At 64.1% G+C, this 11,824-nt stretch carries 16 protein-coding genes; 4 read left to right on the top strand and 12 right to left on the bottom strand.

The features are described from left to right. On the bottom strand, positions 1-385 hold a 385-nt coding region (locus tag EN949_RS26970), incomplete at its 3' end, for an EamA family transporter (protein WP_164782553.1). Positions 386-481: 96 nt separating this feature from the next. Here EN949_RS26970 and EN949_RS26965 point away from each other — a divergent pair. After that, a complete protein-coding gene (locus tag EN949_RS26965; protein ID WP_013529453.1) occupies positions 482-967 on the top strand; it encodes a MarR family transcriptional regulator in 486 nt (161 codons plus the stop codon). Between the two features lie 6 nt (positions 968-973). Here the strand turns inward: EN949_RS26965 and EN949_RS26960 are convergent, their stop codons facing one another. From EN949_RS26960 to EN949_RS26940, 5 genes are all read right to left on the bottom strand, one after another. After that, positions 974-1,528 carry a hypothetical protein gene (locus tag EN949_RS26960; protein WP_164753528.1) on the bottom strand — a complete coding sequence of 185 codons (555 nt, stop codon included), beginning with the start codon at positions 1,526-1,528 and terminating at the stop codon, positions 974-976. Between the two features lie 122 nt (positions 1,529-1,650). Beyond that, positions 1,651-2,076 (bottom strand): DUF1178 family protein, encoded by a 426-nt coding sequence (locus EN949_RS26955; protein WP_013529451.1) that lies wholly within the window; start codon positions 2,074-2,076, stop codon positions 1,651-1,653. Further along, positions 2,073-2,939, bottom strand: coding sequence for a carbon-nitrogen hydrolase family protein (locus EN949_RS26950; RefSeq protein ID WP_127365837.1), 867 nt, complete (start codon positions 2,937-2,939; stop codon positions 2,073-2,075). Before EN949_RS26950 ends, EN949_RS26955 begins: the two co-directional genes overlap by 4 nt. A 10-nt stretch (positions 2,940-2,949) precedes the next feature. Beyond that, on the bottom strand, positions 2,950-3,219 hold the full coding sequence (grxC, locus tag EN949_RS26945; protein WP_027163513.1) for a glutaredoxin 3: 270 nt from the start codon (positions 3,217-3,219) through the stop codon (positions 2,950-2,952). Positions 3,220-3,246: 27 nt separating this feature from the next. Then, the gene (locus EN949_RS26940; protein WP_127365838.1) at positions 3,247-4,047 is read right to left on the bottom strand and encodes a ComF family protein; all 801 of its coding nucleotides are present in this window, start codon (positions 4,045-4,047) and stop codon (positions 3,247-3,249) included. 65 nt (positions 4,048-4,112) lie between these two features. Here EN949_RS26940 and EN949_RS26935 point away from each other — a divergent pair, with 65 nt between their 5' ends. Continuing rightward, complete coding sequence (locus tag EN949_RS26935) at positions 4,113-4,988, top strand: methyltransferase domain-containing protein (RefSeq protein ID WP_024503791.1); 876 nt, start codon at positions 4,113-4,115, stop codon at positions 4,986-4,988. 28 nt (positions 4,989-5,016) lie between these two features. On the opposite strand, the gene EN949_RS26930 is transcribed toward EN949_RS26935, so the two are convergent. The 5 genes from EN949_RS26930 to argJ form a co-directional block, all read right to left on the bottom strand. Continuing rightward, positions 5,017-5,202 carry a Flp family type IVb pilin gene (locus EN949_RS26930; protein ID WP_013529446.1) on the bottom strand — a complete coding sequence of 62 codons (186 nt, stop codon included), beginning with the start codon at positions 5,200-5,202 and terminating at the stop codon, positions 5,017-5,019. Between the two features lie 109 nt (positions 5,203-5,311). After that, the gene (locus tag EN949_RS26925; RefSeq protein WP_013529445.1) at positions 5,312-5,626 is read right to left on the bottom strand and encodes a hypothetical protein; all 315 of its coding nucleotides are present in this window, start codon (positions 5,624-5,626) and stop codon (positions 5,312-5,314) included. Between the two features lie 129 nt (positions 5,627-5,755). Beyond that, the gene (gene mutT / locus EN949_RS26920; RefSeq protein WP_127365839.1) at positions 5,756-6,178 is read right to left on the bottom strand and encodes an 8-oxo-dGTP diphosphatase MutT; all 423 of its coding nucleotides are present in this window, start codon (positions 6,176-6,178) and stop codon (positions 5,756-5,758) included. Then, positions 6,171-6,923 (bottom strand): GNAT family N-acetyltransferase, encoded by a 753-nt coding sequence (locus tag EN949_RS26915; protein ID WP_063173142.1) that lies wholly within the window; start codon positions 6,921-6,923, stop codon positions 6,171-6,173. Before EN949_RS26915 ends, mutT begins: the two co-directional genes overlap by 8 nt. Positions 6,924-6,952: 29 nt before the next feature. Then, on the bottom strand, positions 6,953-8,194 hold the full coding sequence (gene argJ, locus EN949_RS26910; protein ID WP_063173143.1) for a bifunctional glutamate N-acetyltransferase/amino-acid acetyltransferase ArgJ: 1,242 nt from the start codon (positions 8,192-8,194) through the stop codon (positions 6,953-6,955). A 456-nt stretch (positions 8,195-8,650) separates the two neighbouring features. Here argJ and EN949_RS26905 point away from each other — a divergent pair, with 456 nt between their 5' ends. Further along, positions 8,651-9,250: a TetR/AcrR family transcriptional regulator gene (locus EN949_RS26905; RefSeq protein ID WP_127365840.1), complete on the top strand. Its 600-nt coding sequence runs from the start codon at positions 8,651-8,653 to the stop codon at positions 9,248-9,250. 71 nt (positions 9,251-9,321) lie between these two features. Here the strand turns inward: EN949_RS26905 and EN949_RS26900 are convergent, their stop codons facing one another. After that, the gene (locus tag EN949_RS26900; RefSeq protein WP_027163508.1) at positions 9,322-10,239 is read right to left on the bottom strand and encodes a peptidylprolyl isomerase; all 918 of its coding nucleotides are present in this window, start codon (positions 10,237-10,239) and stop codon (positions 9,322-9,324) included. A 246-nt stretch (positions 10,240-10,485) separates the two neighbouring features. Between EN949_RS26900 and EN949_RS26895 the strand changes: the two genes are divergently transcribed. After that, on the top strand, positions 10,486-11,824 hold a 1,339-nt coding region (locus EN949_RS26895), incomplete at its 3' end, for a DEAD/DEAH box helicase (RefSeq protein ID WP_348630609.1).

Below are 11,824 nucleotides of genomic sequence, written 5' to 3'. Positions count from 1 at the left end.
CGACAATGCCCAGCATGTTGGGGCGCCGGACACGCAGCAGGATCGAGAACACCAGCGTGATGACCGGCGACAGGGTGAACATGATGCCGGTGTAGCCGGCGCCCAGATGCGGGATGGCCGAGAACATCAGGAGATTGGGGACAGCATAGGACACCGCGGCGGTGACGAAGAAATAGCGCAATTTGTGCGCGGTGAGCCGGACCCGCTTGCCGCGAGCCAAGAGCATGCACAGCAAGACCCCGCCGGCGCCGAGCGAGATGACGAAGGCCCAGACCATGGCCGGCACGCCGGCAGCCGTGGCGAGCTTGCCGAACGGCAGCGTCAGGCCGAGCAGGCCGCCGGTGACGACCAGCAGGCCGAGCGCCGAATCCCAGAGAAGCTTCATTGACCGAATCCTGTAGCGCGGCTCTTGGCCGGCATTGCATCTTGCAGTAAGATAACGTAAAGATTCTTAACGTCAAGATAAATGATGGTGAGACAGTTGGACAGGGCAGCACGGGCGATCGAGCAATGGAAGCGGGAACGACCCGATCTGGACGTCTCGCCGATGGGTGTGCTCGGGCGGCTGAACGAGGCCGCCTCGCTGATCGCCCGCGAGCGCCTGGCGCCGTTGTTTGCCCGTTATGGATTGCAGTCCGGGGAATTCGACGTGCTGGCAACGCTGCGCCGCTCTGGATCACCCTACGCCCTGACGCCGACCGCCCTCTATGAAGCGACGATGGTGACGTCAGGCGCCATGACCAACCGGCTCGACCGGCTCGAAACGTCCGGATTGATCCTGCGCGGGCCGCACCCCAACGATCGGCGCGGCATTGTCGTGAGGCTGACCGAAAAGGGCCTCGCGTTGATCGATGAGGCTATTGCCGCCCATGTTGCCAACGAGCATGAGATTCTTTCCGGCCTGACACCGGCCGAACGGGAGACGCTCTCTCGGCTGCTTGAGAAATTGATCGGGAGCGTGAGCTAAGCCGGGTCAGTTCGTAGGCTGCCGCGAGAACCGGCGCCGGTGTTTCCAGCGGCGGTATGATACGGTGAGGTCGACAAGCCGGGTCGGCATGTTGAGGTAGAGCAGAGCATCCCGCAAACCGCTGAGATAGCGCTCACTCATCGCCTTGTCGGAAAAGTCCGGCATGGCCTCGAGTGTCGCTTCGGCTTGCTGGCTCCGGCCCTTTCCGGTCGGCAATCTGGCCGCAAAGGCTATTTCTCGACGCAGACAGACCTGCTCCACGCGATCCCGCAGCGCCTCTTCGTAGCCGATACCACATCGCATAAGCCGCGCGTGGGTGGCTTCATGGACGATAATCGAAGCGACCAATTCCGGCGTCGTCCCTTCGCTGATGATATGGCGCTCGTCCAATTCGCATGCCTTGGAAGAGTTTGCCCATTGCGCGACGGAAGCAGGAAGGGTTGTGACAAATACCTGTCTTACGTCACCAAGCAGCCGTCTGTAGCGCACTGGATCAAAATCACGAATAAGCTGAAGCGCCTCGACGATCTTGTCGGTGCCCTTGTCGCTGATGATGAGCAACCCGTCGATCGTTCGGGTACCGCTAAGCTTGACGGCGCCCCAGCGGGCCAATCGGCCAACGACGGCTCTTATGCTGCGTCGCGGCTCAATTGCTTCTGGGTCGCGCAAAGCTCCCTCGGAACTCAGTTGCGGTCGTCCGGAAACACCGGGATCGGCATGAACTCGACGCCGTCCTCGACCAGGCTCTTGGCTTCGTCCAGCGTCGCCTCGCCATAGATGCCACGCGGGTCGCTCTCGCCGAAATGGATCTTTCGCGCTTCCTCGGCGAACTTGTCGCCGACATAATCGGCATTCTCGCGCACCTTCTCGGCCATCGCCTTCAGCTGCGCCAAAGCCTGCTTCTGCGCCTCGCCCATGGCCAGCGCTATGGTTTCCTGCTTGCGCGCCGTGGAGACGGCCGGCGCCATCAGTGCTTTCTGCACCTTGTGCGAACCGCAGCTCGGGCAATCGACGAAGCCGCGCTTCTTCTGGGTGTCGAAATCGTCGTTGCTGCGGAACCAGCCTTCGAATTCGTGCTCGTGCTCGCAGATCAGGGCAAAACGGATCAAGAGGCTGCACCCCTGAGCCGCGGCGCCTCGCCCGAGCCGGCATTGACGGCGAAATCCCGCGCATTCCTGAGATTGGGGATCTTCTTGCGCGCGGCAAGCGACTGCGCCGGGTCGATCTCGGCGACGATCACCGCCGGTTCGTCATGCGCGGCTTCCGCAATGATCCGGCCCCACGGATCGACGATCAGCGAATGGCCGTAAGTCTCGCGGCCGTCTTCATGCAAGCCACCCTGCGCGGCGGCGACGACATAGGCGCCGTTCTCGATGGCGCGCGCCCTGAGCAGCACGTGCCAGTGCGCCTCGCCCGTCTGGCGGGTGAAGGCAGCCGGTACGGAAAGCAGGTCTGCGCCGGCCAACGCCTCGGCGCGGAAGAGTTGCGGAAAGCGCAGATCGTAGCAAACGGCGAAGCCGAGCTTTGCACCCCCGATGTCGGTGACGACGGCCTCGGTTCCCGGTTCATAGGCGGCGGACTCACGCCAGCTCTCGCCATTGTCGAGATCGACGTCGAACATGTGGATCTTGTCGTAGGCGGCGAGCGCAGCACCATCCGGCCCGAACAGCAGCGCCCGGTTGGCGAGCTTGCCGTCGGCGCGCAGAATGGCGGTCGAGCCGATATGCAGGAAGATGCCGAGCTCCTTGGCCAGCCTTCGCGCGGTCGCGACGACGATGTCCTTGTCCTCCGACGTGAACGATGCGGCGCGAGCTTCCTTGTCGCGGATCAGCGCCCCGGTCATTTCCGGCGTCTGGATGTAGGTGGCACCTAGGCTGGCTGCTTCACGCACCAGCCGTTCGAGATCGGCGGCGTTGCGCTCGGGGCTCTCGCCCGAACGCATCTGGATCGCAGCGGCCTTGAAAACACCCATCGTCATTCCCTCAATTCGTCGCGCCGTTGGCGAGCAATTTGTCCAGCCGGCCTTCGGCCTCCATCTCGTGCAGGTCGTCACAGCCGCCGACATGCGTATCGCCGATGAAAATCTGCGGAAAGGTCGTGCGGCCATGCGCCCGGGAGATCATCTCCTGGCGCAATTCCGGCGAGAAGGAGGCATCGTGCTCGGTAAAGGCTATGCCCTTGCGCTCGAGCAGCCGCTTGGCTGCCGTGCAATAGCCGCACATCATGCGGGTGTAGATCGTGACATCGGTCATGACGAATTTCCGCTGTTCGTTGCCGACTTATATAGTCGCGGACTCGTCCGCCCGAAAGTCCCCCGGCAACACACGCGCAAAGGTCAGCACGTCGACGGCGGCCGCACCTCCCCTTTTCAGCGCCTTGGTGGCGGAACGCACCGTGGCGCCGGTGGTGTAGACATCGTCGACCAAAAGCACCCTGCGGCCGGCGATCTCGATTTCCGCCTCGGCGGGCACCCGGAACGCGGCCCGCACATTCTCCTCGCGTTCGCCGCGCTCCAGCCCGACCTGCTGGCGGGTGAGTTTCACGCGCCGCACCGCCGACGGGGCGAAGGGCAATCCGCTAAGTGCCGAGACCGCCCTTGCCAGTTCCGCCGACTGGTTGAAGCGCCGCCTGAAAAACCGCCGCCAGTGCAGCGGCACCGGCACCACCACATCCGCTTCGGCGATGAGATCGGCACCCGCACGCATCATCCAGCGCGCCATCCAAGGTGCCAGATCCGTGCGATCCTGGTATTTCAACCCTTGCACCATCTGGCGCGCAACGCCGGAATAGGCGACCGCCGCCCGCGCCCGCTCGAAAGGCGGCGGATCGGCAATCGCCTCGGCCGACAGAAAGCCTTCGCCCATATGGTGGGTGAACGGCGTACCCATGACAGGGCACCATGGCCGCTCCAGCAGCCTGAGCTTCGGCCAGCAGGCGCCGCACAGCACGCCCGGCTGCGAGACATGCCGGCGGCAACCGGCGCAGACCGGCGGAAACAGCATCCGCGCCGGCCAGCCGACAACCGACCGGGCCAGGTTCGTGATCCCGATGGACTTGATCTTGGGCATCGGATCGGCCACGTGGTTGCTCCTGCGCGCCACTATATCAACGATCTCGGAGCGTGGACAAACAAAGGATCTGCCCGTTGCAGCCAATAATGGATACCTCTCTGTGGCTGACGCACAAGCGGCGCGCGCTTGCCCGTCCGGTCGACGGCGCGGACTTCCTCATGCGCCGCACGGCCGAGGACCTTGCCGACCGGCTGGGCGCCGTCGAGCGCCGGTTCGGCAAGGCGGCCGTGCTGTTTTGCCAGACGCCGGCGGCGGCCGAAACGCTCGCTGAAAGCGGCAAGGTCGCCGACATTGTCCGCGTCGAGACGGATACGGCTTTCCTGAGCGGTGGCGATGCCGGCCTGATCGCACCGCTCGAAACCGTGCCGTTCGAGCCGGAAAGCCTCGATCTGGCGGTGTCGCTCTTGTCGCTGCAGGCCATGAACGACATCCCAGGCATGCTGATCCAGATCCGCCGTGCGTTGCGGCCGGATGGGCTTTTCCTCGGCGCCTTTGCCGGCGCCGGCACGCTTTTCGAATTGCGCGAAAGCCTGCTTGCGGCCGAGACCGAGCTTTACGGCGGCGCCAGCCCGCGTGTCGCCCCGTTCACCGATGTGCGCGATGCCGGTGCGCTGCTGCAGCGCGCCGGTCTCGCTCTGCCGGTCGCCGACGTCGAGACGGTGACGGTGCGCTATGCCAGCCTGTTCAACCTGATCGCGGATCTGCGGGCCATGGGCGAGACCAATGCGCTCACCGATCGCAGCCGGCGGCCGGGCTCGCGCAAGCTGTTTGCCCGCGCGGCGGAAATCTACGCCGAGCGGTTTTCCGACCCCGACGGCCGCGTCAGGGCAAGTTTCTCGATTGTCTGGATGTCCGGCTGGGCGCCCGACGCTTCACAGCAAAAGCCGCTGAAGCCAGGGTCGGCCAAGGTCTCGCTGAAAACAATCCTGGAGGCGCCCGACGGGCAATGATCCTGCCCCAGGGTGCGGAAAAGCCGGATCAGGGAGTGGGTGCGAAAGCGTTCGCAAGCTTGCTGTTGTTGTCGCTGAACAGCCAGATGATCCCGTCGCGGACCTCACCGATGCCGCCGACGATGGCAAGCGACAGCACGGCGATGATCACGCCATATTCGACGGCCGTGGCGCCGGTCTCGTCGTTCAGAAAACCCAGCAGCACTGCTTTCATGGCCTCAACCCCTCTGTCCGGGACCTTACAGCCGACCTGTTAAGAAAGGTTAACGGCAAAGGCTTAACAGGCGGTGAAACCGCCGCCTTTGCGAAATTTCTTAACCATGTCAGCAGTCGCCGCTGCTCCGGCCATTGGACCTGATGATGCAGACCGAGCTCGGCTGCGGCTGCAGCACGCTGCGGCGCAGCGTGTAGGTTTCGCGATGGCCGATCGAGCCTGTGGCCGCCATGTCGAGCCCGCCGAAACCGTCACGGGCCGACAGCGAGCGTGTCTGGCTGTCGAGGAAAGGGGTTGCGATCAGCGCCAGCGCCACCGCGGCCGAACCGAACAGAAGCGTTATGCGCAATATGCCCATGCCCGCATCGGCGGCGCGAAAGCCGCGCTCGGGCCTGATCGAGTCCCAATCCCTGTCTAGGCTCATGCTATCGCTCCCCGGCAAATCGACGGCTCGGCCGCGAACGGCCATGCTTCAATTTTTCACGACGAGATAAATCTTCCATTAATGCTGGCTGATACAACGCCTCGGCCAGGAACCGGCCGGACGGGAGCCTCAGAGAAGATCGATGAGGAACGGGATCAGCGGCTCATCGGCCGGCGGCATCGGGTAATCGCGCATCTGCTTCGGCCGCACCCATTTCAGCGTCTGCCCTTCCCTGGGCTGCGCGATACCGCGAAAGCGGCGACAGATGAACAGCGGCATCAGCAGGTGGAAATCGTCGTAGGAATGGCTGGCGAAAGTGAGCGGCGCCAGGCACGGGATGTCGGTTTCGATGCCGATTTCCTCATGCAGTTCGCGAATGATGCATTGTTCGGGCGTCTCGCCCGGCTCGACCTTGCCGCCGGGAAATTCCCACAGCCCGGCAAGTTGCTTGCCCTGAGGCCGCTGCGCCAAAAGCACCCGGCCGTCGGCATCGACCAGCGCGCAGGCGGCGACCAGCAGCAGGCGCTTGCCGGCAATCACGACATCATTCATGACCCGGCGGCCGCCGGTAGTGGTAGCGATAGACTTCCTCGAAGCCGAGCGAATGGTAGAGCGCCAGTGCCGGCACATTGTTGGCCTCGACTTGCAGCCAGGCTTCCCGTGCGCCCCGCAGCCGTGCCCATTTCAGTGCCGACAGGATCAGGTTGCGGCCGTGGCCCCTGTTGCGTGCCGACTTGTCGGTGGCGACTTCGAACAGGCCGGCGAGATCGCCGTCATGCACGCAGATCAGCGTCGCCAGCGCTTCTGACCCATCTTCGAGCGCGAACAGCCCGGCTTCGGGCTGGATGGCGCCGATGATCTCCGACAGGCCGGGGCGCAGCGAAACATCCGAACCGCTGACCTTGAGCGACGCGCCGATGAAGCGGCTGATGTCTTTCAGCGGGATCTGGTCCATGGCAGCGTCGAGTTGCGCATCGGCCAGCGGCAGCCGCATGACCAGCGACTCGTCGAACCGGCTCCATCCCTCATGGTCGAGATGACTGGCAAGATCGGGACCCGACAACGGCGACATGCGGAATGTCAGCGGCCTACCATAGGCATCGAAACGGCGGCTGGCCCGGCCGATACGGTCGGCAATGTGCTGGATGTCGCCGGGATCGAGCGGATTGACCGAGTTCAGCCGCTTGGCCGGATGGCCGGCGGTCAGCCGCACCACCCAGGTGCCGTCATAGTGGACGGCGGCCGCCGGCCAGGCGCGAAAGCCGGCCGCCTCGTAACGGCGTACGATCGCGAGCATGCTTGCCGGATGCCTGGAGCTCAAAACCGTCAGCTCCGGTAATCGCCATTGATGGCGACATATTCCTTGGTGAGGTCGCAGGTCCACACCGTCGCCTTGCCGCGGCCGATGCCGATATCGGCGCGGATGCGGATATCGTCGCGCTTCATGTAGGCCGACGTCGCGGCCTCGGAATAGCCGGGGTCGCGCTCGCCTTCATGCGCCAGCCTGTTGTCGCCGAACCAGATCGACAGCCGGTCGCGATCGGCGGGTTCGCCGGCCTTGCCGACGGCCATGACGACGCGGCCCCAATTGGCGTCCTCGCCGGCGACTGCCGTCTTGACCAGCGGCGAATTGGCGATCGACAGTGCGATGCGCTTGGCCGAGCGCGCCGATTTGGCGCCGGTGACGGTGACTTCGACCTGCTTGCGGGCGCCTTCGCCGTCGCGCACCACCTGCAGCGCCAGCGATTTCAGCACCTTGCCGAGCGCCCGGCGGAACGTGCCGAGACGGGCATCCTTGGGATCGGTTATCGCCGGCGCGCCGCGCCTGGCGGCCTTGCCGGTGGCGAAGATCAGCAGCGTGTCGCTGGTCGAGGTGTCGCTGTCGACGGTGACCGCGTTGAAAGTCTTGGCCGTGCCGCGCGACAACAGATCCTGCAGGACAGGGGCGGCGATCGGCGCGTCGGTGGCGATGAAGGAGAGCATCGTCGCCATGTCGGGCGCGATCATGCCGGCGCCCTTGGAAATGCCGTTGATGGTGACATCGGTGTCGCCGAGCTTGACGGTCGCGGTCGCCACTTTCGGATAGGTATCCGTGGTCATGATCGCCTTTGCCGCTTCGGTCCACAGCTCGGGCTTGCCGTTGCTGACCAGCCCCGCGAGCAGATGGCTGAATTTGCTGGTGTCGAGCGGCTCGCCGATGACGCCGGTCGAGGCCATGAAAACCTCCGCTGCCGTGCAGCCGGCCGCCTTCGCCGCCGCCTCGCCGGTCAGTGCGGTCGACTCGCGGCCCTTCTTGCCGGTGAAGGCGTTGGCGTTGCCCGAATTGACGACCAGCACCCGCGCCTTGCCCGCGCCGAGATTCTGCCGGCAGAAATCGACCGGCGCCGAGGGGCATTTCGATTTCGTGAACACGCCGGCGACCGCAGTGCCTTCATCGAAGACCATGGTCAAAAGATCGGTGCGGCCCTTGTACTTTATCCCTGCCTCGGCGGTGGCGATGCGCACCCCCTCGATTTCTGGCATTTTCGGGTATTTCTTCGGCGCAAGCGGCGAAATCGTCGTGGACATGGAGGCCTCGGGCGGGAAAATCGCAAGGGAAGGCCGGTTTGCCCGATAGACCGCGCCGGCGCAAGGGCGTTTTCGTCGCTCTTGTCCGGGAGCTCGAACTCGCCCCTCGGAGCAGGGCTCCGAGACATCGCAAGCCATGCAGTAGACATCGTCCGACGGCCGGTCCGGCGGTGTCAGCCAGTTTGCGCCGGCCGCGTTCATGTTGGTAGGAATTTATTCTTGACAGGTGAGAGCAGCTATGCTACATTTTCGTCCATGGTGCTGATTTGCGCCAGTGACCCGCCTCCGGCGGGTTTTGCTTTTGGGGCCTCGCCAACCAAGACGCCGGTAAGGTTCCAGAAAAACGACCAACCCCTGCCCCGACTAGCCAGTCTCCAGAAGCTTTAAAACGCGCCGTTTCGTTTGAGCGTCGGGTCACCTATATTGCCGGCGAAGTGTTTGGCGAGGACGACAGAGATGGCCGAGGACGCCGATCCGGCGCGCAGATCGATCGGTGCGCGGCGCAATCCCGACAGCGCCGAGGCCATTCTCCAAGCCGCCGAGACCGTACTGGTCGAAGCCGGTTATGCCGGTTTCTCGATCGAGGCGGTGGCGCGGCGGGCCCGCGCCGGCAAACCCACGATCTATCGCTGGTGGCCGAGCAAGGCGGCGTTGCTGCTTGAGGTCTACCAGCGCCAGAAGCGCGTCGATGTCCCCGATACAGGGGTGTTGGAGGAGGATCTCGTCGGCTTCCTGAAGAACCTGTTCGCCCACTGGCGCGAGACATCGTCGGGAAGCGTGTTCCGGTCGCTGATCGCCGAGGCACAGTCGGACGAGACCGCGGCCGCGGCCCTTGCCGACTACTCACTGGGCCGACGGTCCCATACCGCCCAGATCATCGAACGCGCCAAGGCAAGGGGCGAAATCCCGGCCGAAATCGATTCAGCTGTTGTCGCCGACCTGATCGCCTCCTTCGCCTGGAGACATCTGCTGACCAACCGGCTCGACGAGGACGAAGCGACCATCGACAAGGCCGTCAACTACGTGATGCGAGGCATAGCGGCGCCTGCCTCGTAAAGACGGCAATGAATGAAAAAGGGCGCGGCAACCCCTGGCTGCCGCGCCCCTTTTCAAAAAAGCTGCCAGTCTTACTTGGCGCTTTCCAGCGTATCGACCGCCTTCTTCAGGTTGGCGTCGGGGATCTCGACCTTGGCGCCGGCGCGCAGCGACTTGACCAGCGCGAAATACTTGTCGCGGATGACCGCCTGCTTGGCCTGGTCCTTGACGTCGTCGAAGGCCGGCGGCTGCTTGGTGCGCTTGTCCTCGAGCTTGATGACATGCCAGCCGAACTGCGTTTGCACCGGCTGCTCGGTGTATTTGCCGACCTCGAGCGCGGAGGCCGCCTTGTCGAACTCCGGCACCATCTGGCCAGGTCCGAACCAGCCGAGATCGCCGCCGCTGGTCTTGCCTGACGGATCGCTGGTGTGCTCGTTGGCGAGCTTCTGGAAGTCGGCGCCGCCGTCGAGCTGCTTGATGATCGCCTCGGCCTCTTCCTTCGTCTTCACGAGGATGTGACGGGCATGCAGCTCGTTGGTGGGCGGCGTGTTGGCGATTTCCTGGTCGTAACGGGCGCGGACCTCGGCGTCGGTGACCTTGTCGACGACACCCTTCTCGACCATCTCGCCATGCAGCGCGCGCTGCTGCAGGAAAGCCATGCGGCGCTGGAAGTCGGGATCCTTGTCGAGCCCTGTGGTGACCGCCTGGGCGGCCATGACGCGGATCTCGATGGCAGCCGAAAGGGCGGCGGCACGGCGCTGCTCGGGCGGCAATTGTGCGAACTGCTGCGACAATTCCCCTTCGGCAAGCACCAGATCTGCTTCGGTCAGGGGCTGACCGTTGACCGTGGCGATAACCTTATTGGGATCGACCGGTGCCGCGGCTGGCGCTGCTGCATCCGCCGGAGCGGGAGCGGTTTGCTGCGCCGTCACAGGCGAGAGCGAAAGGGCCGACAGGCCAACGGCCAAGCCAAGGCTGGCGAGCGACGCGCGGCGAAACAACAGGGACATAGGGGGACTCCGGTGGGGATTGTTAAGAGGGGTGCTTCCAGATCGGCCAGATTGTGGCGGAATTTGGCGCAGCCAGCAGGGCCAGCGCGGCGTTGACATCAGTTGAGCCCCCTCTTATCTGTCCAACGACTTTGCGTCCAGAACCGTTTTCCGGGCGCTTTTTGTGTTTGTCCACGTTCACGTGGAATTGATGGGGCCGCCCGGCGCTCATCTCAAGATTGAGAATTCTATCGAAAGGACCATTGGATGGTCAGTCTCGGCGGTCTCGCCCGTAAGGTTTTCGGTTCCTCCAACGACCGTCGGGTCAAATCGACCCGGCCCCGTGTCGAGGCGATCAACGCCATGGAAAACGAGATGCGGGCGCTTTCCGATGAGGAATTGGTCGGCCGCACCGCGAAATTCCGCCAGGACATCGCCAACGGCGCCACGCTCGACGATCTGTTGGTGCCGGCCTTCGCCACCGCCCGCGAGGCCGCGCGCCGCGTGCTCGGCATGCGCCCCTTCGATGTCCAGCTGATCGGCGGCATGGTGCTGCACAATGGCGGCATTGCCGAGATGCGCACTGGCGAGGGCAAGACCCTGGTCGCGACGCTGCCGGTCTACCTCAACGCGCTTGCCGGCAAGGGCGTCCACGTCGTCACCGTCAACGACTATCTGGCCACCCGCGACTCCGAATGGATGGGCCGCGTCTACAAATTCCTCGGCCTCTCGGTCGGCGTCATCGTCCACGGCCTGTCCGACGAGGAGCGCAGCGCCGCCTACGCCGCCGATGTCACCTACGCCACCAACAACGAGCTCGGCTTCGACTATCTGCGCGACAACATGAAATACGAGCGCGCCCAGATGGTGCAGCGCGGTCACAATTACGCGATTGTCGACGAAGTCGATTCCATCCTGGTCGACGAGGCACGCACGCCGTTGATCATTTCCGGTCCGCTCGAGGACCGTTCGGAAATGTACAACACCATCGACACCTTCATCATCCAGTTGCAGCCGCAGGATTATGAGATCGACGAGAAGCAGAAGACCTCGATCTTCACCGAGGAAGGCACCGAGAAACTCGAGAACCTTTTGCGCGACGCCGGCCTGCTCAAGGGCGAGTCGCTCTACGACGTCGAGAACGTCGCCATCGTCCACCACGTCAACAACGCGCTGAAGGCGCACCGGCTGTTCCAGAAGGACAAGGACTATATCGTCCGCAACGGCGAGATCGTCATCATCGACGAGTTCACCGGCCGCATGATGCCGGGCCGCCGCTATTCGGAAGGCCTGCACCAGGCGCTCGAAGCCAAGGAGCATGTGGCGATCCAGCCGGAGAACCAGACGCTCGCCTCCGTCACCTTCCAGAACTATTTCCGCCTCTACAAGAAGCTGTCCGGCATGACCGGCACGGCGCTGACCGAGGCAGAGGAATTCGGCAACATCTACGGCCTCGAAGTCACCGAGATCCCGACCAATCTGCCGGTGATCCGCATCGACGAGGACGACGAGGTCTACCGGACGGTCGAGGAGAAATACAAGGCGATCGTCAGGGAGATCCGCGAAGCCAGCGCCAAGGGCCAGCCGACGCTGGTCGGCACCACCT

The sequence above is a fragment of the Mesorhizobium sp. M7A.F.Ca.US.007.01.2.1 genome (assembly GCF_003998165.1).
Taxonomy (GTDB): Bacteria; Pseudomonadota; Alphaproteobacteria; order Rhizobiales; family Rhizobiaceae; genus Mesorhizobium; species Mesorhizobium ciceri.
This window is presented reverse-complemented; position numbering and strand designations above follow the sequence as displayed.